This window comes from Mycobacterium hippophais (assembly GCF_027529605.1).
Taxonomy (GTDB): domain Bacteria; phylum Actinomycetota; class Actinomycetes; order Mycobacteriales; family Mycobacteriaceae; genus Mycobacterium; species Mycobacterium arseniciresistens.
This window is the reverse complement of the sequence record NZ_JAPZPY010000001.1, coordinates 850,291-870,842: the sequence shown is the minus strand read 5'-3', so window position 1 is coordinate 870,842 and position 20,552 is coordinate 850,291. Positions and strand designations below refer to the sequence as shown.

The 20,552-nt window shown below is 69.4% G+C and carries 21 protein-coding genes; 9 read left to right on the top strand and 12 right to left on the bottom strand.

The annotated features are described in order from the left end of the window. The first annotated feature begins 12 nt into the window (after positions 1–12). Positions 13–840: an SDR family oxidoreductase gene (locus tag O6P37_RS04375; protein ID WP_269892885.1), complete on the top strand. Its 828-nt coding sequence runs from the start codon at positions 13–15 to the stop codon at positions 838–840. A 26-nt stretch (positions 841–866) separates the two neighbouring features. After that, a complete protein-coding gene (locus tag O6P37_RS04370; protein WP_269892884.1) occupies positions 867–1,493 on the top strand; it encodes a trimeric intracellular cation channel family protein in 627 nt (208 codons plus the stop codon). Here O6P37_RS04370 and O6P37_RS04365 read toward each other — a convergent pair whose 3' ends face one another. From O6P37_RS04365 to O6P37_RS04350, 4 genes are all read right to left on the bottom strand, one after another. Continuing rightward, positions 1,494–2,270: a hypothetical protein gene (locus O6P37_RS04365; RefSeq protein WP_269892883.1), complete on the bottom strand. Its 777-nt coding sequence runs from the start codon at positions 2,268–2,270 to the stop codon at positions 1,494–1,496. 352 nt (positions 2,271–2,622) lie between these two features. Beyond that, the gene (locus O6P37_RS04360) at positions 2,623–3,087 is read right to left on the bottom strand and encodes a GreA/GreB family elongation factor (RefSeq protein WP_269892882.1); all 465 of its coding nucleotides are present in this window, start codon (positions 3,085–3,087) and stop codon (positions 2,623–2,625) included. Between the two features lie 126 nt (positions 3,088–3,213). Further along, positions 3,214–4,476 (bottom strand): NAD(P)/FAD-dependent oxidoreductase, encoded by a 1,263-nt coding sequence (locus tag O6P37_RS04355; protein ID WP_269892881.1) that lies wholly within the window; start codon positions 4,474–4,476, stop codon positions 3,214–3,216. Between the two features lie 122 nt (positions 4,477–4,598). Next, positions 4,599–6,128, bottom strand: a complete 1,530-nt coding sequence (locus tag O6P37_RS04350) for a PucR family transcriptional regulator (RefSeq protein WP_269892880.1) — start codon at positions 6,126–6,128, stop codon at positions 4,599–4,601. 134 nt (positions 6,129–6,262) lie between these two features. On the opposite strand from O6P37_RS04350, the gene O6P37_RS04345 reads away from it, so the two are divergent. Both O6P37_RS04345 and O6P37_RS04340 read left to right on the top strand, forming a co-directional pair. Continuing rightward, on the top strand, positions 6,263–7,102 hold the full coding sequence (locus O6P37_RS04345) for an SDR family oxidoreductase (protein WP_269892879.1): 840 nt from the start codon (positions 6,263–6,265) through the stop codon (positions 7,100–7,102). A 129-nt stretch (positions 7,103–7,231) separates the two neighbouring features. Next, positions 7,232–7,405 (top strand): hypothetical protein, encoded by a 174-nt coding sequence (locus O6P37_RS04340; RefSeq protein ID WP_269892878.1) that lies wholly within the window; start codon positions 7,232–7,234, stop codon positions 7,403–7,405. Here the strand turns inward: O6P37_RS04340 and O6P37_RS04335 are convergent. The 4 genes from O6P37_RS04335 to O6P37_RS04320 are packed head-to-tail and all read right to left on the bottom strand — an operon-like array spanning position 7,386 to position 11,890. Further along, on the bottom strand, positions 7,386–7,889 hold the full coding sequence (locus tag O6P37_RS04335; protein ID WP_269892877.1) for a (2Fe-2S)-binding protein: 504 nt from the start codon (positions 7,887–7,889) through the stop codon (positions 7,386–7,388). The genes O6P37_RS04340 and O6P37_RS04335 overlap by 20 nt on opposite strands. Then, entirely contained in the window at positions 7,882–8,784 is a 903-nt protein-coding gene (locus O6P37_RS04330) for an FAD binding domain-containing protein (RefSeq protein WP_269892876.1), read from the bottom strand. Before O6P37_RS04330 ends, O6P37_RS04335 begins: the two co-directional genes overlap by 8 nt. After that, positions 8,781–9,494 carry an SRPBCC family protein gene (locus O6P37_RS04325; RefSeq protein ID WP_269892875.1) on the bottom strand — a complete coding sequence of 238 codons (714 nt, stop codon included), beginning with the start codon at positions 9,492–9,494 and terminating at the stop codon, positions 8,781–8,783. Before O6P37_RS04325 ends, O6P37_RS04330 begins: the two co-directional genes overlap by 4 nt. A gap of 2 nt (positions 9,495–9,496) precedes the next feature. Continuing rightward, complete coding sequence (locus O6P37_RS04320; protein WP_269892874.1) at positions 9,497–11,890, bottom strand: xanthine dehydrogenase family protein molybdopterin-binding subunit; 2,394 nt, start codon at positions 11,888–11,890, stop codon at positions 9,497–9,499. Between the two features lie 264 nt (positions 11,891–12,154). On the opposite strand from O6P37_RS04320, the gene O6P37_RS04315 reads away from it, so the two are divergent. Genes O6P37_RS04315 through O6P37_RS04305 form a run of 3 tightly spaced genes read left to right on the top strand, consistent with a single transcriptional unit; the run spans position 12,155 to position 14,410 of the window. Then, on the top strand, positions 12,155–12,298 hold the full coding sequence (locus O6P37_RS04315; RefSeq protein WP_269892873.1) for a hypothetical protein: 144 nt from the start codon (positions 12,155–12,157) through the stop codon (positions 12,296–12,298). Continuing rightward, the gene (locus O6P37_RS04310; protein WP_269892872.1) at positions 12,295–13,551 is read left to right on the top strand and encodes a spinster family MFS transporter; all 1,257 of its coding nucleotides are present in this window, start codon (positions 12,295–12,297) and stop codon (positions 13,549–13,551) included. Before O6P37_RS04315 ends, O6P37_RS04310 begins: the two co-directional genes overlap by 4 nt. A 10-nt stretch (positions 13,552–13,561) precedes the next feature. After that, a complete protein-coding gene (locus O6P37_RS04305) occupies positions 13,562–14,410 on the top strand; it encodes an EamA family transporter (RefSeq protein WP_269892871.1) in 849 nt (282 codons plus the stop codon). Here O6P37_RS04305 and O6P37_RS04300 read toward each other — a convergent pair. Both O6P37_RS04300 and O6P37_RS04295 read right to left on the bottom strand, forming a co-directional pair. Further along, positions 14,407–16,086, bottom strand: coding sequence for an alpha-amylase family protein (locus tag O6P37_RS04300; protein WP_269892870.1), 1,680 nt, complete (start codon positions 16,084–16,086; stop codon positions 14,407–14,409). The two genes, O6P37_RS04305 and O6P37_RS04300, sit on opposite strands and share 4 nt — an antisense overlap. Further along, positions 16,083–17,078: a TIGR03885 family FMN-dependent LLM class oxidoreductase gene (locus O6P37_RS04295; RefSeq protein ID WP_269892869.1), complete on the bottom strand. Its 996-nt coding sequence runs from the start codon at positions 17,076–17,078 to the stop codon at positions 16,083–16,085. The genes O6P37_RS04300 and O6P37_RS04295 overlap by 4 nt, the downstream gene beginning before the upstream one ends. 123 nt (positions 17,079–17,201) lie before the next feature. Between O6P37_RS04295 and O6P37_RS04290 the strand changes: the two genes are divergently transcribed. Both O6P37_RS04290 and O6P37_RS04285 read left to right on the top strand, forming a co-directional pair. Then, positions 17,202–17,921, top strand: coding sequence for a cutinase family protein (locus O6P37_RS04290; RefSeq protein WP_408633099.1), 720 nt, complete (start codon positions 17,202–17,204; stop codon positions 17,919–17,921). A gap of 5 nt (positions 17,922–17,926) precedes the next feature. Continuing rightward, the gene (locus O6P37_RS04285) at positions 17,927–18,082 is read left to right on the top strand and encodes a hypothetical protein (RefSeq protein WP_269892868.1); all 156 of its coding nucleotides are present in this window, start codon (positions 17,927–17,929) and stop codon (positions 18,080–18,082) included. 31 nt (positions 18,083–18,113) lie between these two features. Here O6P37_RS04285 and O6P37_RS04280 read toward each other — a convergent pair whose 3' ends face one another. Both O6P37_RS04280 and O6P37_RS04275 read right to left on the bottom strand, forming a co-directional pair. After that, positions 18,114–20,072, bottom strand: a complete 1,959-nt coding sequence (locus tag O6P37_RS04280; RefSeq protein WP_269892867.1) for a serine/threonine-protein kinase — start codon at positions 20,070–20,072, stop codon at positions 18,114–18,116. Positions 20,073–20,176: 104 nt separating this feature from the next. Continuing rightward, on the bottom strand, positions 20,177–20,482 hold the full coding sequence (locus O6P37_RS04275) for a heme-binding protein (protein WP_269892866.1): 306 nt from the start codon (positions 20,480–20,482) through the stop codon (positions 20,177–20,179). Positions 20,483–20,552 lie beyond the last annotated feature (70 nt).

The following is a 20,552-nucleotide window of genomic DNA, read 5'->3' as shown; positions in this document are numbered from 1 at the left end:
TAAGGGGTCGCGGTGCAGCTGTCGTTGGCGGATCGGACGTACGTGGTCACCGGTGGTGGCAGCGGCATCGGCAAGGGCGTGGCGGCCGCGGTGGTGGCGGCCGGTGGCAGGGTGATGCTGGCCGGCCGCAACGCCGACCGGCTGGCTGCCGTCGCCGAAGAGCTCGGCGGTCATGACTCGGTGCGTTACGAACCGACCGACATCACCAACGAAGACGAGGCGGCCCGCCTCGTCGACGCGGCCACCGCCTGGCATGGGCGCCTGCACGGCGTGGTGCACAGCGCGGGCGGTTCGGAGACCATCGGTCCGATCACGCAGATCGACTCCGACGCCTGGCGGCGCACGGTGGATCTCAATGTCAACGGCACGATGTACGTGCTCAAGCACGCCGCGCGGGAGCTGGTCCGCGGCGGCGGCGGATCGTTCGTCGGGATCTCGTCGATCGCGTCGAGCAACGTCCACCGCTGGTTCGGCGCCTACGGTCCGAGCAAGGCGGCGCTCGACCACATCATGATGTTGGCCGCCGACGAGCTCGGCCCGTCCTGGGTGCGCGTGAACGGCATCCGTCCCGGCCTGATCCAGACCGACCTGGTTGGCCCGATCCTGGAGTCCCCGGAGGTGTCGGCGGACTACCGTGCCTGCACTCCGCTGCCCCGCTTCGGCGAGGTCACCGACATCGCGAACCTCTGCGTGTTCCTGCTCAGCGACGCCGCGGAGTGGATCACCGGGCAGGTGATCAACGTCGACGGCGGCCACGGCCTGCGCCGCGGGCCGGACATGTCCGGCATGCTCGAGCAGCTGTTCGGTGCCGACGGTCTGCGCGGAGTGGTCGCCAAGTAACACCCGAGCGCGGTATACCTGGCGCCATGCTGGCCGAGACGCCGCTCCTGCTGGTGCTCGACCTGGCCGGCACGTTCGCCTTTGCGCTCAACGGTGCGCTGACCGCGATACGCGCCGAACGCCTCGACATCTTCGGGGTGATCACCCTCGGCATGTTCACCGGCCTGGGCGGCGGCACGATCCGCGACGTGCTGCTCGACGACCTGCCGCCTGCCACCTTCGTCGACTGGCGTTACCTGGCGCTGGCGGCGGCCGGCGGCCTGACGGCCTTCGCGCTGAGCCATGTGCTCGAGAAGCTGGCCACCGTGATCACCGTCCTGGACGCGGTCGGGCTGAGCGTATTCGCGGTGCTGGGCGCGGTGAAGGCACTCGACATGGGATTCGGTGTGCCACAGGCGATGATCGTCGGCACGATCACCGCCGTGGGCGGCGGAACGATCAGGGACGTGATGATCGGCCGGGTACCGGTCGTGCTGCGCAGCGAGCTGTACGCCATTCCAGCGCTGCTGGGGGCGGGCTGCGCGGCGGCGGCCTACGGCCTCGGGTACCGCGGCACGGTGGCGGCACTCGCCGCGGCGGCGGTCTGCTTCACCGTCCGCATGGTCGGCGTCCGCTTCGATCTGCACGCGCCGCGGCCTCCGGGGCGACGCTGATCACCGGACCGCGTGGACGCGTTCGCGGTAGCGGGTGCGGGCATCGTCGCGGACCACGGTTGCCGCGTCGAGGTGTTCACCGCGCAGGTATCCGGCCACTCCGAGCGCCGTCGCGGCGAAGCCGAGCGACCACGCCGTCGATGCGCCCATTCCGGTGGTGAAGCCGACCACCCACGGCGCCATGAACAGCGCCAGCCCGACGACGGCCAGCTTGAAGTAATCGCGGGTGGGATCGGCGGTGAGCAGCGACCACAGCGCCGTCACCGCGATGAGGACGCCTGCGCCGGCGATGACGACGGTCGCTGCCGCCGACGTGCGGACGAACGTGGCGGCCAGCACCGCCGCGACGGCGCCCAGCGCCAGGGCAGAACCACTGAGCCACTTCGCGATCACGCCGGGCTGCACCTCGCGGCTGCCGTACTCGTTGATGCCGAGCTTGGTCGGCGGTTCTCCGGTTACCCAGCCGATGCCGCCGCAAATCAGGGCCAGCACGCCGGCCACCCCGGCGGTCCACGCGGCGCCGCGGTCGGGGACGAAGCCCGCGCCGAGCCACGGCACGACGGCCAATGTCAGACCCGCGACCAGGACTCCCCAGTGTCCCGGGACGGGGTCTCGGGCGAGGAGTGACATCGAGGCGAAGAAGACGATGAACGCACCCAATCCGAGCGTGAGGCCCTGCCCCACTTGAGTCGACGAGAACGCGAACGCACCGATGACGGCGCCGATGCCCACCACCAGCGCCGCCAGACTCGTCCAAGGTCTGCCTGGTCTTATCACTTCTCGCTCCTCACTACGGGTTCTTTCGTTCGTCTGGGCCGTGGGTGCGCTACGACAGCGCGCCGCCTTCGGCCTCCCATTGCTCGATCCAGATGTCAGCGTTGGCATACATGGGTTTTCGCCTCCTCGTGTGTTCGTTGGTCATCGCGACTGTGCTCAGCGCGCGACTGTGCGAACTGATCCGCGTCGCACGGCCTGTCGCGTATGGCGTGGCGCGTCGCGGAAAGTAGGTGGCCGAAACCTGCTGGCCACACACTCCATTGTCGTCGACACAGCCGCCCGGCTGCCTGCGCCAAGCGGACAACATCGTCGTCGTCGATTGTCGCCGACCGACAACCGGCCGGCGCAGAGATCAGCCGGTGAGGCTGTGGATGCCGTGGGGGACGGCCCTGAGCATCGTGACGGTGAGGGTCTCTCCGTTGGGCGTCGTGTAGGTGCACCGCTGACCCGGGCGGGCGCGGACGATGGCGGCGCCGAGCGGCGAGTCCACCGAATAGACGTCGAGGTCGCCGTACTCGGCGCCACGCACACCGAGCAGGAAGGTCTCTGCTTCGCCGGTGTCGTCGTAGCGGACGGTCACCACCATGCCGGGTTCGGCGATGCCATCGTTGGGCGGATCCTCGCCGACGACGGCGTTCATCAGCAGGTCGTGGATCTGCTGGATGCGGCTGCGCCGGGCGGCCTGGACGGCGGTGGCGTTCTCGTCGGTGTCCGCGTCGCCGGTCCTGATGGTGGTGAGCCGGCGCAGCGTGGCCAGTTCGTCCTGCAGGTGCTCGTAGGCGTGCGGAGACAGCCAGACGGTGTGCTTCACGATCATGTGGATTCCTTCCGGTACCGAGGATTGCCGTCAGGGGCGGGCGAAGGAGAGCTCCGCCCCTGACGACTCGCGGGCCCGCGGTGGGGCCTGGGTCAAGGGGTCAAAATCTATGAGCCGGTGGGCAGTTCATCGCCCGGTGCGGCGCAGGGGATCGAGTTCCCGCAGCGCGTCCGGTTGCTTGCCGGTGGTGATCTGTTCGGCGAGGAGGCGCCCGGTGACCGGTCCGTGCGCCAGGCCCCACATGCCGTGTCCGCCCGCCACGTACACGTTGCGCGACATCTCGCCGACCAGCGGCCGACCGTCGGGCGTCACCGGCCGCGGCCCGACCCAGACGTCCGTGCGCTCGGCCCAGCGGACACCATCGAGCAGTGAGCCTGCCGAGGCGACGATGGCGCCCACCCGTGCCGGCACCGCCGGTTCGTAGGGGTCGCGGAACTCCATCGTTCCCGAGACGCGCAACCCGTCGCGGTAGGGCGTGCACGCCACCCGGATGCCGGGGAGATAGAAGGGTCCCGGTAGCGGCCGGTCCACGGGCACGGTGAAGGAGTAGCCGCGCCCGGACTGCACGGGCACGCGCAGTCGGCCGGCCAACCGTGACAGCCACGCGCCGGTGGCGACGACCACGGCGTCCGCGGTCATGGGATCGCCGTCGCGCAGACACACTTCAGCGCCGCTTCCAGTGCTGTACACGCCCCGGACCTCCGCGGTGTGGATCGTGGCGCCGCGGCCGACGACAGCGCGGGCCAGCGCGTGTACGAAGCGGCCCGGGTCGATGAAGCGCTGTCCGTTGACGTTGATCGCGGCGGTGATCGCCGGCGAGGCGAGCGGCACCTGTTCGCGCAGCGCTGCACCGCTGAGGTGGGTGACGTCCACCGACTGGCCGGCTTCGGACAGTCCGTCGAGTTCGGCCAGCATGTGCCGCGAGTCGTCGGCGCTGCGGAACAGCGCGGTGATGGGGGCATCGGTCACCGGTGCGTCGACCCCGTTGGAGACGAGCACGTCGAAGGCTTCGATGCACTCTTCGTTGAGCGGCAGGTTGGCGCGCACCGCGCGTCGCCACGTCGACCGTCGGCAGCTGGCGGCGAACTGGAACAGGAAGCGTCCCAGCCCGCTGTCCGCGGTGAGTGGGATGTGCAGCGGTGCGGCGGGGTCGCGCAGCGCGCGCAGCCCGTACCGCAGCGCGGCGGGGGAGTTCAGCGGCAGGGTCAGCGTGGGCGCGATCCAGCCGGCGTTACCCCAGGACGCTCCGGCGGCCACACCGGTGCGGTCGACCACGGTGACGTCGACGCCGCGCTCCTGCAGGAACCACGCCGTGGACAGCCCGACGATGCCTGCACCGACCACGATCGCCGATCGCGGTCCGCCGTCGATGCGCTCGTGGCCTGCCATCACATACCTCCTCGGGTGTCAGTCCCATGGTGGTGTGCAGGGAGACGACACGGCTTGCCCGGAACCGACAACCCGCTTCGACGGCGTTGTGCCGATGCGACAACGCCCGACCCGGCGCGGGGTCAGTCGGTCTCGGCGGCCGCCAGTTCGATCGACATCGCCTGCCGCTTGCGCGCGTCGTCCAGTTGCAGGTCGGTGATCTCGGCCATCTTGCGCAGGCGGTACCGCACGGTGTTCTCGTGCACTCCCAGGCGTTCGCCGGCTTCGGTGGGGTCTCCGAGGGCCTCGAGCCAGGCCCTCAGCGTGGCCACGTACTCGGTGGCGTGGGCGCGGTCATGGCGGCGCAGTTCGGCCACCGGCCCCCGGCCCGGCGACCGGCCCGAGCGTGCCGCCATCCGCAGCCGAGCCAGCACGATCTCGTCCCACGATTCGTCGTAGGCAGGCGGCTCGGTTGCCGGCGGCCGCGTCTCGTGCAACGCCAGACACTCGTCGGCCTCCTGGCGTGCCGCCGGCAGGTCCGGTACCGCTGCGGGCTTGCTGATGCCTGCCACCACCGTCACCCGGTCGGGCAGTGCCGCCCGTAGTCCGGCGACCCAGCGGCGAGCCGCGGCGGCCTGCTCACCCGGCAGCAGTGTGTAGACGGTGTTCCCGGCCAAAGCGCTGCGACCGGGCCGCGACCAGCCGAATCCACTGGTGGCGCGGTCGAACAGCAACAGCAGCGGGGCATCGCGGTCGGAGGCGACGGCGGCCTGCAGCGCGATGACCCGCATGGGTCCCTGCGGCAGCCCGAGCCTGCTGGTCGACGCCGTCGCGTCGGCGCCGCCGTCGAGCAGCCGGATCACCTGTTCCGACTCCACCTGGCGTTCGAGATCCGCGCTGGCCCGGGACCGCAGCAGATGCAGTGCCACCGTGCGGGCGCCGTCGGTCAGAGCGGTGAGTGCCTCGCCCTCCAACGGAGCCGTGCACGACACCCACACCGAACCCATCAGCACCCGCGCCGAGCGCACGGCCACGACCATCCGGCCGGAAAGGCCCTGATCGGCAGCGGCACCGACGAACAGCGGCTCGTCGGACACCGCGAGATGCGCGGAGATCCCACGCTCGTCGAAGAACTCGCGAAGGCGCTCGGGTGCCTGCCTGCCCATGATCGTCGCCGTGCGTGCGTCGTCGGCATTCCTCTGCACCATGGAGTACGCCAGCACGCGCGAGAGCGGGTCCTCGATGGTGACCGCGCCGCCGGTCGCCTCGGCCAGGCTGTCGGCCAGTGCGAATAGATCCGTGGGTCCGCGACCGGAGTCGGTCTCGCGGCCTTCGAGCACCAGGCCGTAGACCACGGCGGCCAGTTCGCTCCAGGACATCGCCGGGTCCACCGCCAGCACCGCGATGTCGGCCGGGCCCGCCTCGGCTCCCGCGTCGTCCTCCGCAGTGTCGCGAACGAACACGACCGCCGCGCGGGCCGACGCCGCCCACTGCACCGCCTCGGCCACCGTGGCGGCGCCGATGGCCAACAACACGTCCCCGACGACGGTCCGGCCGTCGACGTCCTCGTGCACCACGACGCCGGCCAACCCGGTGGAGCGCGGAATGGGGCACGATCGCAGCCGAACACCATAGGCGCCCAGTACATTCACCAATCGGTCCAAAGTGACCACACGCTGCTCCTCTGGCGTCGCGGCTGAGACGGACCGTGTGTGCCTACGGTCAAGGCTAGCCCCACGTCCCAGGCGAACCGCGGGATTGCGCCCCGGACAGGATCCCGGTGAGCCGGTCTGCCACATTTACTGACGTGGGCACCTACGTCGTCACCGGCTCGGCCTCGGGCATGGGGTTCGAGACCGTGCACCGGCTGCGCGCCGACGGCCACACCGTCATCGGTGTGGATCTCCAGCAGACCGACGTCGTCGCCGACCTCTCCACGCGCGACGGCCGCATCGGCGCGGCACGCGACGTGCTGGCCGCGGCGGACGGGCGCCTCGACGGCGCCGTGCTCGCCGCCGGTCTCGGCCCCGGCCGCGGACGTGACCGGTGCCGCACCATCGCGCAGGTCAACCACTTCGGCGTCGTCGACCTGCTCGAGCACTGGCGACCGGCGCTCACGGCAGCAACGAGAGCGAAGGTGGTGGTGCTGTCCAGCAATTCGACGACGACAATCCCGGCGGTGCCCCGGCGGGCGGTGCAGGCGCTGCTGGCCGGCGACGCCGACCGGGCGGTGCGCGCCGTGCGACGCTTCGGTCCCGCCGACGGGACGATGATGTACGCGGCGTCGAAGATTGCGGTGAGCCGATGGGTGCGCGCACAGGCGGTACGACCGGAGTGGGCGGGCGCCGGAATCCGCCTCAACGCGCTGGCCCCCGGTGCGGTGATGACCCCGTTGCTCGCCGACCAACTGGCCAATCCCACGCAGGCGAGGGCGGTACGGCGCTTCCCGGTGCCCATCGGCGGCTTCGGCGATGCCGCCCAGCTGGCCGAGTGGGTCTGCTTCATGCTGTCCGACGCTGCCGACTTCCTGTGCGGCAGCGTGGTGTTCGTCGATGGTGGCACCGACGCCCACTTTCGGGCCCGCGACTGGCCGAGGGCGGTGCCCGCCCGCCGCCTGCCGTCCTACCTCGTCCGGTTCCTGCGCTGATCACCGGCGAGCAGACACAAATTCGCACATCGAGGCCGAGATCAATGCGAATTTGTGTCTGCTCGCGGCTGTATTGCCCAGGCCGACGAGACCCACTTCTCTCGGACCGATCCGTGGGAGGCTCATTTGATGGACCCGCAGTCGGAGGCGGCGGCGACGCTGCCGCCACCGGTGGCCGCCCTCATCGACGGCACCGGCCTCGGTGGCAAAGTGGGTCAGACGATTTCGATCCTCACGGTCGTGACGACGGGTGGCCGCTTGAGGCGACCGTCGCTCCTGGTCGTCACAGCGCCTGCGGGCTGACCTCTTTCGCGGCGCGAGTGCTCTCGGCGGCCTGGTGCACGGCGTTGACGATGCCCTGGTATCCGGTGCACCGGCAGAAGTTGCCGGACAGGCCCTCGCGGATCTCGGCGTCCGTCGGGTCGGGGTTGTCACGCAGCAGCGCCGTGATGGAGGTGACGAATCCCGGTGTGCAGAAACCACACTGCAGTCCGTGGCAGTCGCGCATCGCGGACTGCACCGGTGACAGCTCGCCGCCGGGCGCCGCGATGCCCTCGACGGTGGTGACCTCCTGGCCATCGGCCTGGACCGCGAAGATCAGGCACGACCGCACGGCCTGGCCCTCGAGCAGCACCGTGCAGGCGCCGCATGCGCCGTGCTCGCATCCGAGGTGTGTGCCCGTCAGGCCGCACTGCTCGCGCAGGAAGTCGGCGAGCGTGACCCGCGGTTCGACGGTGCCGCGGTGCTCGATTCCGTTGACATTCAACTCGACCGGTAGCTCATGCACTGAGCGTCACCTCCGTCTTCTCCTCGCTGGTGGCCTCTGCGATGGCCGAGTGCAACGCGCGTGACACCATCGCGGCGCCGACGCGGCGGCGGTATGAGGCGGATCCCTGAAGATCGGCCGGGACGTCGTCGAGGGCCGACATGGTCATGCGGCCGATCTCGTCGGCGCTCAGTTCGGTGACCGGACGCCCGACGATCGCCTCCTCGCCCGCGGAGCCGCGCACCGGCGTGGATCCCAGGCCGAGCAATCCGATGCCGCACCGTGCAACCCGGTCGTCGCCGTCCACCTCGACGGCCACCACCGCGCCGGCGATTGCGAAATCGCCGTGCCTGCGCGCGAACTCCTCGATGGCGTACCCGGTGCGCCCGCCCCACACGGGGAACCGGACCGAGGTGAGGATCTCGTCGGCGGCCAGCGAGGTCTCCCACAGTCCGGTGAAGAACTCGGACGCCGCGATCTGGCGGGTGCCCTGTGTCGACACCGCGTCCATCTGCGCGTCGAGGGCCAGGGCGACGGCGGCGTACTCGGCTGCGGGATCGGCGTGGGCGATCGCACCGCCAAGGGTGCCGCGGGTGCGGATCTGGAAGTGCCCGATGTGCGGCGTGGCGAGCGTGAGCAGCGGCGCCGACTCGGCGACCTCGTCGTCCATGCCGACGAACGCGTGCGGGGTGCCCGCGCCGATCACCACGTCGTCGCCGTCCAGGTCGATGCCCTGCAGCTCGGCGACGCGGGAGATGTCGATCAAATTCTCGAAGTGCGTCAACCGCATCGCCAGCATCGGCACCAGGCTCTGCCCGCCGGCGAGGATCTTGGCGTCGTCGCCGTACTCGGCGAGCAGTTCGACCGCCTCCTTGACCGAGCCGGGGCGGTGGTATTCGAACGGGGCGGCTTTCATGACGCCAGCAGCCGGGCCAGTGCCGCCTGCAGGTCGTCGGCGAGCACCGCCGCCGGGTGGGTGCGCCTGCGCCTGCCCACCAGCAGTCCGACGGTGAGCCCGGCCGCCAGGCCGGCCAGCACCGGCGCGGCCCGCTTCGCCATCGGCAGGGCGACTACCTTCAGCAGGTCCACCGAGTCACCGGCATCGGCCGCGACGGCCGCTACGCCCGCCGCCGATGGTGCGTCGGCCGCGGCGCCGGCCGGTGCGTTGGCCGCCGGCGTCGAGTCGCCGAGCACGCTGGCCTCCAGTGATTTCGCGAACTGACCGATCAGGTTGCCTGCCACGTCGGCCAGCACCCCGCGGCCGAACTGCGCCGCCTTGCCGGAGATCTGCAGATCCGTGCTGATGTAGACGGAGGTGGCGTCACCCTCGTCCTTCAACTGAGCGGTGACGACGGCCGCCGCGCTACCGTTCCCGCGCGTCTCCTTGCCGGTGGCGCGCAGCACCACCCGCCGGGCCGTCGCATCCTTCTCCTCGAACGCCGCAACGCCCTTGTAGGACACCGTGATGGGGCCGACCTTGACCTTGACCGCGCCGGTGAACTCGTCGCCGTCGACGGAGAGCAGCGTGGCGCCCGGCAGGCACGGCGCCACCCGCTCGACGTCGGTGAGCACCTCCCAGGTCTTGGCGGCGGGCACCGCGACGCGGAATTCGTTGGTCAGCTCCACAGTCAGTGGTCCTCTCTTCCTTTGATTCCCCGGTCGCTGCGCTCCAGCCCGCGAGAAGCTTTATCCAGCAGTTCTACGATCGTCGCCGGGCTCGCGGGCAACGTGGTCACCGTGACGCCAAGGGGCGCCAGCGCATCGTTGACGGCGTTGATCACGGCGGGTGTCGACCCGATGGCGCCGCCCTCGCCCGCACCCTTGTAGCCGCCCACGCCCGGGCCGGGAATCTCGACGTGGCCGAACTCGATCGGTGGCACCTCGGTCGCGGTGGGCAGCAGGTAGTCGACGAAGGTGGAGGACAACGGATTCCCGTCGGCGTCGTAGACCAGGCTCTCGAGCAGCGCGCCACCGATGCCCTGCACGGTGCCGCCGGCCACCTGGCCCTCTACCACGTTCGGGTTGATCATCGGTCCGACGTCCTCGCTGACGATGTAGCGCGTCAGGGTCACCTGGCCGGTGTCGATGTCGACCTCGCAGGTGCAGGCGTGAGTGGCATTGGCCCAGTGGATCATCGCCTCCGGCGGCGAGGTGAACCGCGTGGTGGCCTCCAGCGACGCGGACATCCCCGGTGGCAGCTGCGCAGGCTCGTAATGGGCGCGGTAGGCGATGTCGCCGAACGTCACGCACTTGTCCGGGTCGTCGCGGACATAGGCCGTCGACCCGCCCAATTCGATGTCGCCGGCCTCGACACCCAGTCGGTGCGCGGCCATCGCGGCAATCTGCCCGCGCAGGATCGTGCCCGCCTCGTTCACCGCGCCCGCCGTCATCGGCCCGCTGCGGCTGCCCTGGGTGCCGGCCCCGTAGGGGGTGACCGCCGTGTCGCCCTGGATGGTCGAGACATCGTCGATGTCGGCGCCCAGCGCGTCGGCGGTGAGCTGAACGACCGTGGTCTCCAGGCTGTTTCCAGTGGATCCGCCGTTTACGTAGACGTTGATCTTGCCGGTGGACTCCATCCGGATGGTGCAGCCCTCGGTGGCCAGGTGACCGGTCGCCGCACCCGTCGGCTCGATGTAGGCGGAAAACCCCAGCCCGATGTAGCGGCCCTGCGCGAGTGCCTCGGCCTGCTCCTTGCGGAAACCCTCGTGGTCGAGGATCTTGACCGCCTGTTCGAACGTGTCGGCGGGGGCGACGTGGTCGTACGGCATGCCGTTGGGGTTGAAGTACGGCATCTCGTCCCCGCGCAGGATGTTGCGCCGGCGAAGTTCGACGGGATCCATCCCGAGCTTGCGCGCGGCGATGTCGAACATGATCTCGCGCGCCAGCGTCTCGTACTGCCACGGGCCGCGGTAGGCGTGCAGCCCTGCGGTGTTCGAGAACACCGTCTTGTAGTTGAAGCTGGCCTTCGGCACCCGGTACGGGCCCGGATAGAACATGCCGATGGCCGCGGTGGTCAGCACCGGATACGGCGTGGGATAGGCGCCGATGTCCTGGACGAAGTCGATGTCGACGGCCAGGATGTTGCCCTCGTCGTCGAACGCCATCCGTGCGGTGCCGTCGACGTGGCGTGCCTGACCGGCCGACATGAGGTTCTCGCGGCGGTCCTCGATCCACTTCAGCGGCCCGGGCACCTTGCGCGCCGCGAGCATGATGACCATGTCCTCCCGCATGGGGACGACCTTCTGGCCGAAGCCGCCACCGGTGTCGCGCATGATCACCCGCACCTTGCTGGCGGGGATGCCGAGCAGGCGGGCGCAGAACGCGCGCAGTTCGTGCGGTGTCTGCGTCGAACCCCACAGCGTCAGCTCGCCTGTGGTGGCCGTCCACTCGACGACCATGCCGCGCGTCTCGATCGGCACCGGCACGTGCATCTGTTGGTAGATGTTCTCCGAGACAACGCATGCCGCGGTGCTGAACGTCTCCTCGTCGGGCGGCGCGCCGCCCATGCCGCCCGCGACGTTGTCCGGGTACTCGTCGTGCACCACGGCAACGCCGGCCTCGGCGCCGCCGACGGCGACACGGAAGTCGGCGACGGCGGGCAGCGGTTCGTAGTCGACCTCGACGGCGTCTGCGGCGTCCTCGGCGAGGTACCGGGATTCGGCGACGACCAGGGCGACGGGGTCGCCGACGAACTTCACCTGGCCCTCGGCCAGCGGCGGGCGCGGGGTGTCCGGCATGTCCTTGCCTGCGACGGCGTGCCAGGCCTCGACGGCGTCGCCGTTGATGTCGGCTGCGGTGAGAACGGCCCGCACTCCCGGCATCGCGAGTGCCGCGGCGGTGTCGACGCCCTTGATGGTGGCGCGGGCGAACGGACTGCGGACGAAGCAGGCGTGCAGCATGCCGGGGCGCTGGATGTCGTCGACGAACGTGCCGCGGCCGGTCAGCAGGCGGTTGTCCTCGACGCGGGCGTGCCGGGTGCCCGAATAGCGGGTGGCGACGGTCTCCGTCGACGTTGACGTCATCGTCGTCACTCCTCATCCGTCGAGCATGCTGTCGGAACTTCTGCGCGTAAGCGGCTCATTCCGGGGCTCGGCCTTGTAGTCGCCGAGAGTGCGGTTATCGTACATGGATAAGCGGTGTGCCTGAAAGAGAGAGCGGCATTTCCGCACGTAGGAGATGGTATGTGCGGGCTGAGCACCTGCACAGGTTGCCAGGCGCAGGCATGCCACGGGCGGTATTGGACGGATCGATCGACGCGCCGACCGGCGGGGTGCTTCGATCATCGAATGCGCAGACCGGTCGCCGCGGCACGCGCGGTCACGCTGGGCCTGATCGTCGCGGCCTGCGGCAACGGGAAGCCGCCCGCGTCGTTCCCGCCCGGTGTGGCCGTGACGAATTGCTCGGCGACGTCGATATCGTTCGCCGGGTGAGCGCCGACGGCCATTCCCCGCGCCGCGCGTGGGCTGCCGTGGTGCTGCTGGCCGTCGTCGGCACCCTGAACTACGCCGACCGCTTCCTGCCCGCGGTGCTCGCCGAACCGATCAAGAAGGATCTCGCGCTGTCCGACACCGCGATCGGCGTGATCAACGGGTTCGGGTTCCTCGCCGTCTACGCCGTCCTCGGGCTCTTCATCGCCCGCATCGCCGACCGCGGTGCGTTCGGGCTGGTGGTGTCGTCGTGTCTGACGCTGTGGGGCGCGATGACAATGCTCGGTGGGGCGGTGACGTCCGGCGTCCAGCTCGCGCTCACCCGGATCGGCGTCGCGGTGGGTGAGGCGGGCAGCACCCCGGCCGCCCACGCGTATGTGGCGCGCAACTTCCCGCCGGAACGCCGTGCCGCACCGCTCGCCGTCATCACCCTGTCGATCCCGCTGGCCAGCGCGGCCAGCCTGCTCGGCGGCGGCCTGCTCGCGCAGTCACTGGGCTGGCGTACCGCGTTCGTGGTGATGGGCGCGATCAGCGTCGTCGTCGCCCCGCTGGTGCTCGTCGTGCTCGGCCGCCGTCAGACGATGCCGGCGCTGCCCGTCGGGCCGGGGCAGGGGCCGGCGCGGCCCTGGGACCTGCTGCGCAAACCCAGTTTCATCGCCGTCGTCACCGGTGCCGCCTGCATCTCGGTCGCGGGCTATGCGCTCACCACCTTCGCGCCCGCATTCCTGATCCGCACGCACGGCATGTCGCTCGGCGAAGTAGGGGTGCACTACGGGATCGCCAGTGGGCTGTCGGGCATCCTGGGCCTGTTGCTCGTCGGCCGGGTCGCCGACCGGCTGTCGGCCAGAGATCCGCGCTGGCTGCTGTGGTTGGTTGCGGCGATGACGGCAGCGTTGCTGCCCTTCTCGGTTGCGGCGTTCCTGGTGGAAAGCCGGCTGACTGCGGTCTGGTGCATCGCGTTGAGCTACATCGTCGGAACCGCCTACATGGCGCCGTCGATCGCCGCGATCCAGCGACTGGCGGCGCCCGAGCAGCGTGCCACCGCATCGGCGATCTTCCTGTTCTTCGGCGCGATCCTGGGCAGTGCAGGCCCGTTCGTCACCGGCGTCATCAGTGATGCGCTGACCGCCGAACTCGGCGTCATGTCCCTCGGCCGTGCGCTGCTGCTCGTGGTTCCCGTGATGCAACTCGCGGCGGTCGCCTGCTACGTCGTGGCGAGCCGGCGATTCGTCGCCGAGCTCGTGCGCGTCACCTGACCGGGCCGCCATGCCCTGGGTGCCATTGCTGTTCGTCGTCGGCGCGGTGTCGCAGTACCTGGGGGCGGCCATCGGGGTCTTCCTGTTCGACACCACCGAGCCGTCGACGGTGGCCTGGCTCCGGGTTGCGACCGCGGCAGCCCTGCTCTGCGCGTGGCGCCGCCCATGGCGATTGCCGTGGACGCGGCGCGGCCTGGCCGCCGCGGGGTGCTTCGGCCTGATCACCGCTGGCATGAACATCGCCATCTACGAGGCGATCGCGCGGATACCACTCGGCACAGCGGTGGCGATCGAATTCTTGGGCCCGGTCCTGGTGGCAGCGTTGGGTTTCCGTCATCGGCGCGACGTCATCGCCGTCGTCCTCGTGTGCGCGGGCGTGATCCTGCTGGCCGGTGTGCAGCTCGACGCCTCCTGGCTCGGTGTCGCCTTCGCGCTGGCGTCGGCGGCGATGTGGGCCGGTTACATCGTCATGGGCAAGATCGTGGCCGACGCCGGACAGGGCCTCGACTCCCTCGCGGTCGGCATGGCGATCGCCGCGGTGTTCATCGCGCCGGCGATCATCACCGGCCAGGCGCGGGCCGACGCGTCGGTGTTCCTCGACGCGCGAACCTGGCTCCTCGGCGCCGGTATCGGCGTGCTGTCCACAGCGATTCCGTACGTGCTCGACCAGTTGGTGCTCGCTCGGGGGGGACGCGCGCGGTTCGCCCTCCTGCTGTCATTGCTGCCCACCACGGCGGCGGTGGTCGGAGCCGTTGTGCTGCTGCAGCTTCCGACGGCAGCCGAGATCGTCGGCATCGCCCTGGTGATCGCCGCGCTGGTGGTCGGGGCGCGGCCGACGGAAGCTGGGCCGCCCGCCTAGATGATCGGGTCGTCGTCCGGGCGGCGCAGCCGCAACCACCGGTAGCCGTAGGGCTCCAAGCCGATCTCGATGCGGCCCTTGCTGTCGAGCTGATGCTCGGTGAGACCGTGCAGCAGGTCGACCAGGAGGCATCCGCCCTCGTCCTCGAGCTGCAACGGCACCATGCAGCTGTCCGCGCCGAAATTGTGCAGCGCCAGCATCAACCAGTCCGACTCCGCTTCCCGGCAGACGTGTGCCAGCACTCCGGTGTGGGGCTGCTTGAGCACTTCAGGAGTGGACCAGCCGATCTCGGGCTGCTGCCGGTAGGTGTAGATGAGGTTGCGCATGAACCACCAGAACGACTCGTGGTCGTGTCGCTGATCGGCGGCGTTGACGCGATCGGGACCGTACATCCCGTCGGGCAGTGGACGCGGCAGGCGCCGTTTGCCGGCTCGGGAGAAGCCCCCGTTGGGTCCGGCGGTCCACTGCATCGGGGTGCGTACCGCGAACCGCCCCGGGACATCGAGATTCTCGGCCATCCCGATCTCCTCGCCGTAGAACAGCACCGGTGTGCCGGGCAGTGAGAACGCCAGCGAGTACGCCATCTTCATCCGCCGTTGATCGCCACCGAGCATGGCGGGCAGCCGACGGCGCAGCCCGCGGCCGTAGAGCTGCATGTCCTCCTCGGGCCCGAACGCATCGAAGACCTCCTGGCGTTCGTCGTCGCTCAGCTTGTCGAGGGTGAGTTCGTCGTGGTTGCGCACGAAGTTCGCCCACTGGCTGGTGATGTCGAGCTTCGGCCGTTGCCGCAGTGCCTTGGCGATCGGGCGGGCATCGGCCCGGGCGAGCGACAGGAAGATCGCCTGCATGCCGATGAAGTCGAACTGCATGTTCAGGCCGTCGCCGTCGGCGCCGCCGAAGAACGCCTTCTGATCCTTGTACGGGACGTTCACCTCGCCGAGCAGTACCGCGTCACCGACGCGGCGGTTGACGAAGTTCCGGACGTCGCCGAGGTATTCGTAGGGATCGAACGGGTCCGGCCGGCCGGGGACGGCGTCCTTGGCGAACAGGAACGGCACGGCATCGACACGGAACCCCGAGACCCCGAGCTGCAGCCAGAAGCCGAGGGTGCGCGAGATCTCCTCCTGCACCTTGGGGTTCTCGATGTTGAGGTCGGGCTGGTGCTTGTAGAAGTGGTGCAGATACCACTCGCCGGTTTTGGGGTCGAGTTCCCAGAGGCTGTCCTCCTGGTCGGGAAAGACGACGTCCTTCGAGGTGTCGGGCGGCTCGGTGTCGGTCCACACGAAGTAGTCGCGGTACGAGTCGTCCTTGCTCCGACGCGCCGACTTGAACCAGGGGTGGGCGTCGGACGTGTGGTTCATCACGAAGTCGATGATCACCCGGATACCGTGCGCTTTGGCGGTGCGGACCAGCTCGACGAAGTCGCCGAGGGTTCCCAGGCGGGGATCGACGTTCAGGAAGTCGATGATGTCGTAGCCGTCGTCCTTGCGGCCGGTGGGATAGAAGGGCATGAGCCACAGGCAGGTCACGCCCAGATCGGCGAGATACTCGACGCGCTCGGTCATTCCGCGGATGTCACCGCAGCCGTCGCCGTCCCAGTCGTAAAAGGTCTCGATGTCGGCGCAATAGAAGACTGCGTTCTTGTACCAGAGGTCGCCGGTGTCGGCCCGCCTCATGCGTTCGCCGCCTCGGCGGCCGGCGCGGGGGCCGTCGGGGAGAGCTGCGGCAGCACGTGCTCGCCGAACGCGTCGATGAATGGTTTCTGATGCTGGCCGACGAAGTGCAGGTAGAGCTCGTCCCAGCCCTGCTCGAGATATCCGTGCAGCCACTCGGCGTGCCTGCCCAGGTCACTGGAGATGTTCACCGACTTCCTGACCTGGTCGACCGTCACATCCTCGCCGATGGCGTCGAACGCCTCGACGGACTCGGTGTCCCAGCAGACCGGTGGCGGGAACACGTTGCCGCGCCACTGGTCGTGGGCGATGGCCTCCGCCGTGCCCTCGTCGGGTGCCCAGCTCAGGTGGATCTGCAGCCGGGCCGGTCCGCGACCGCCGGCGTCGCGGTACGCGTCGAGCACCTTTCGCAGGGTGTCGCGGTCCTGGTTGACGGTGATCAGCGCGTCGGCCCAGGCGGCGTGGCGGGCGGCGGTCTCGGGCGTGACGGCGGGGCCGACGAGATCGGGGACGGCGTCGGGCAGCGTCCACAACCGTGCACGGTTGACGTGCACCAGGCCGTCGTGGCTGACCTCCTCACCGCGCAGCAGCCGCCGGATGACGTCCACGCACTCGACGAGGCGCTGGTCGCGCACCTCCTTGCGGGGCCAGACGTCGCCGGTGACCCGTTCGTTGGACGCCTCGCCGGAACCGAGGGCCGCCCAGAACCGTCCGGGGAACATCTGGGCGAGTGTGGCGATGCCCTGGGCGACGATCGCCGGGTGATAGCGCTGCCCTGGTGCGTTGACCACGCCGAACGGCAGATTCGTCGTGGCCAGTGCGGCGCCGAGGAAAGCCCAGGCGAATCCGGACTCACCCTGCCGCTCGCTCCACGGACTCAAGTGGTCGGAGGACATTCCGGCGGTGAAGCCGGCCTGTTCGGCGTGCTGGACGTCGCGCAGCAGCTGCGCCGGGTCGATCTGCTCGTGGGAGCAGTGGAAGCCGATGACGGTCATGGTCGGGGGCATACCCGTTTCTGCGAAGTCGCTGCGAGGTAGTTGTGACGGACGTGCCCGTGCGGATTGCGCTGGCGAATTCGGGGTATCAGCTCACCTCGAACCAGTGGAAAGGGTGTTGCGATGAATCGCAGGAACTTGGTAGGCCGGGCGGCCGCAGTCGTGGCCGCGGTGGCCTTCGTGGCCGCGATGCTGGTTGGAGCACCGGCCCCCGCGGCAACGGCGCAGCCGTGTCCAGATGTCGAGGTGGTCTTCGCCCGCGGCACGGGTGAGGCGCCCGGAGTCGGCGGCATCGGTCAATCGTTCGTCGACATGCTGCGCAACCAGGCGGCGCCGCGGACCGTCAACGTCTACGCCGTCAACTATGCGGCCAGTGACAACTTCTCCGGCGGCGTGGACTTCGCCAGGACGGTCGTCGACGGAATTCGGGACGCAGGCAGCCACATCCAGGCGACCGCTGCCAACTGCCCGGACACCCGCATCGTGCTCGGCGGGTTCTCACAGGGCGCGGCCGTTGCCGGTTATGTCACGTCGGCCCAGGTTCCCGCCAACATTCCGCCCGCATACGCGTCGTACATTCCGCAGCCGCTGGCGCCTGAGATCGCCGACCACGTCGCGGCGGTGACCCTGTTCGGCAAGCCGTCGGATGCGTTCCTAGGTGCCTACGGCGCGCCACCGATCGTGATCGGCCCGCTGTACGCGCCCAAGACCACCGAGCTGTGCGCCCAGGGCGACACCATCTGCGACGGCACTCCCGGCGGTCAGCCGTCGGTGGCGCACGCGCTCTACGGCGTGAACGGAATGACCGCTCAGGCAGCGACATTCGTCGTCGGACGGCTGTGACGCCGATGACCGAGCCCAACGACCCGTCGGCCCGGCCGAAGGACGCCACCGAGGTCACCGACGAACAACGCGAACAGCAGGAGTTGTTCGAGCACCAGGGTGAGGACCCTGATGCGCCGGGTCAGCACGAGAGCCGCCATCAAATCGCCGACGAGAACTGAGGGCGCTGCGCTGCCATGATCGAACCGATCGTCAGAGCTGATGTGGCGGTCGGTGTCGGATCACCCGCTCGAGCGCCTGGATGTCGGTTTCGATCAGCCGCGACAGCCAGTACACGAGGACGAATGCGGCGATCCCCCCGATACAGAGCACCCTGATCGGCACGATGACCTCAGCGATCTCCGCGGCGGTCAGGAAACTCACGGCCACGACGCCGAGCAGGGGCACCGAGGCCGCGACCGCCAAGTAGCGGGGCAGCCGACGGCTCAGTGCGCGTAGCTGCTCGGCCTCCCGCGGGTCCGTCTGCCCGTGTGCCACCAGTTCCGGATAGACGCTACGAACGACGTAGAAGGTCACCAGGAAGAACGGATATGCGATCGCGATCGCGCCGCACACCGTGATCGACCCGAAGAAGTGGATCGCCGACCTGCCCGGGATCCCACCCGCGGCGAACTGCATGGTGAACGGAAACGCCAGCGCGGACAGGAACCACAGGCCGAACACCACGAACACGACCCGGTCACCTGCGACGAGGCAGTCGTGACGCGCTCTGGCCAGGGCCTCCGCGGGCGGCGGCGGCCCCCGTCGCAGGCGCCGCGGGACCGAGATGACGTAACGGAACCAGTAGATCAGCACCGCACCGCCGAGCGGGAAGAAGACCAGATTGATCAGTGTGGTGACCACCATGAACCGGGTCTGGGCATGCTCGGACAGCTGGCTGACGATGAGCAGCTGGTTGTGCTGGATGTTGTACGCGCTGGCCAGCACATTGGGAATCAGGATGGCCAGCGTGGCGATCGGCAGGAAGAACGGCCGCAGCCGCAGCCGCCAACTTCGTGCTGGGGGATCGACCAGGTCACGGGCATGCGGATCGAGGCACAGCTGCAGTTGCTCGGCGAATTCGGCGCCCGAGGTCCAGCGCTGATCGCGATCGCTGCTGAGTGCCTTCAACAGCACGCGACGCAGCGCGGCGGGGCAGTCCGCGGGTAGTGCGGCGAGTGCCGACGCCGAAACCCCCTGCGCCCGGGCGGTCAACATGAGCTCGAGTGCGGTGGTGTCGCCGATCGACCCGCCGGAGTCCGCCCTTGCGGCCTGCGCCGCGGAGTCGTCGAACGGTTTCACGCCGGTCAGCAGCTCCCACAGCACGACCGCCAGCGAGAAATTGTCGCTGCGGGTGTCGAGATCTGCCGCGTCCTGGGTGTGTCCGGGCCGGCATGCCATCAGCTGCTCGGGTGACATGTAGGACAGCGAGCCGCCGAAGTAGTCGAACGGGCTTGCGCCGGTGACGTTGCGGGCGAAGCTGATGTTGAAGTCCGCGAGTTTCGGGGTGCAGTCGGGGGCGAGCAGGACGTTGGCGAGCTTGATGTCGCGGTGCAGGACACCCCGTGACGTCGCGTAGTGCACCGCTTCGGCGAGTCTCTTTCCCAGCCAGGCGACCGTCTCCGGCCAGGTGAGGTCCGCGAGCTCTGCCCGGGTGGCAGATTCGGTGGGCCGGATCTCGCCGCGCGACTCCAGTGCGCTGTCGACCGTGTCGATCAACGCCTGACCCGAGTCAGGTGGCCGGCCCGCACGGTGAACGGCTTCGACGAGGTCGAGCAGTGTCCCGCCGGGCAGATACTGCATGTACAGCAGCCGCCAGTCTCGATCAGGAAGAATCCGCTGGTCGAATACCCGGACGATGTAGTCGTGATCGAGCTGGGCGAGGGTTTGTGGCTCGTGGCCTAGGTTCTCCGAGATCTTGACCGCCACCAGCCGCTGCAGCGAGAGTTGCCGGGCCAGGAACACACGCGCGAAGGCGCCGCTGCCGAGTTCGATGAGCAGATCGAAATCGTCGAGCCGCTGGCCGACCTCGACCTCCGTGAAATGGGTGCACGGTCCGACGAGGGGCGCTGGTCGGAAGGTACCGGTGCGGCCTTCTGTTTCTTCGCCGAAGTAGGGCGTCGCTTGAGTGCGGGTCAACTCGGCCGGGTAGTCGGCAGTCGGATCTGTCATGGCAACCTCGTTCAGGTCACCTAGATCCTAGCGGCTGCGGTGCCTCCAGCCTGCGAGTTTGCCGCGCTGATGTGAGTGGTCGAGCCCTCGCCACGTTTCGATGGTCAGGGTGTGACAGGTGCCCCGCAGCGCTGACGGAAATCGACCGAAGGTTGCCGGATGCGCTGGAGTTCCTGCCGTACCGCGGGATTGGCGTCGAGGTACACCTGGACCTTCTCGCCGATCTCGTTCTTCGGTTGGCCCTTCAGGCTGGTGAAGAAATCGTTGACGGGCGGGTTGAGGGTGAGATAGTTCGACGTCTCGAACGTGACGCCGGACATCACCCGGGCCAGCTCGGCGGCGGTGCACGGGGGCGGGATCGGGCCCGGCGGAAGAGGTTGTGCGCCAGCGGATCCGGCGGCGATCGCCATGGCGCATGCCAGGGCGCCGAAACCGGTCACCCCCATCGCTGTGCGGCGTCCTCGGCGGGTTGCAGGCAAC

Excerpts from the sequence above, each read along its gene's own strand:
- O6P37_RS04370 (WP_269892884.1), top strand. The coding sequence starts at position 867 with ATGCTGGCCGAGACGCCGCTCCTGCTGGTGCTCGACCTGGCCGGCACG.
- O6P37_RS04360 (WP_269892882.1), bottom strand. The coding sequence starts at position 3,087 with ATGATCGTGAAGCACACCGTCTGGCTGTCTCCGCACGCCTACGAGCAC.
- O6P37_RS04355 (WP_269892881.1), bottom strand. The coding sequence starts at position 4,476 with ATGGCAGGCCACGAGCGCATCGACGGCGGACCGCGATCGGCGATCGTG.
- O6P37_RS04340 (WP_269892878.1), top strand. The coding sequence starts at position 7,232 with ATGGACCCGCAGTCGGAGGCGGCGGCGACGCTGCCGCCACCGGTGGCC.
- O6P37_RS04330 (WP_269892876.1), bottom strand. The coding sequence starts at position 8,784 with ATGAAAGCCGCCCCGTTCGAATACCACCGCCCCGGCTCGGTCAAGGAG.
- O6P37_RS04320 (WP_269892874.1), bottom strand. The coding sequence starts at position 11,890 with ATGACGTCAACGTCGACGGAGACCGTCGCCACCCGCTATTCGGGCACC.
- O6P37_RS04315 (WP_269892873.1), top strand. The coding sequence starts at position 12,155 with ATGCGCAGACCGGTCGCCGCGGCACGCGCGGTCACGCTGGGCCTGATC.
- O6P37_RS04305 (WP_269892871.1), top strand. The coding sequence starts at position 13,562 with ATGCCCTGGGTGCCATTGCTGTTCGTCGTCGGCGCGGTGTCGCAGTAC.
- O6P37_RS04300 (WP_269892870.1), bottom strand. The coding sequence starts at position 16,086 with ATGAGGCGGGCCGACACCGGCGACCTCTGGTACAAGAACGCAGTCTTC.
- O6P37_RS04295 (WP_269892869.1), bottom strand. The coding sequence starts at position 17,078 with ATGACCGTCATCGGCTTCCACTGCTCCCACGAGCAGATCGACCCGGCG.
- O6P37_RS04290 (WP_408633099.1), top strand. The coding sequence starts at position 17,202 with ATGAATCGCAGGAACTTGGTAGGCCGGGCGGCCGCAGTCGTGGCCGCG.
- O6P37_RS04285 (WP_269892868.1), top strand. The coding sequence starts at position 17,927 with ATGACCGAGCCCAACGACCCGTCGGCCCGGCCGAAGGACGCCACCGAG.
- O6P37_RS04280 (WP_269892867.1), bottom strand. The coding sequence starts at position 20,072 with ATGACAGATCCGACTGCCGACTACCCGGCCGAGTTGACCCGCACTCAA.
- O6P37_RS04275 (WP_269892866.1), bottom strand. The coding sequence starts at position 20,482 with ATGGCGATCGCCGCCGGATCCGCTGGCGCACAACCTCTTCCGCCGGGC.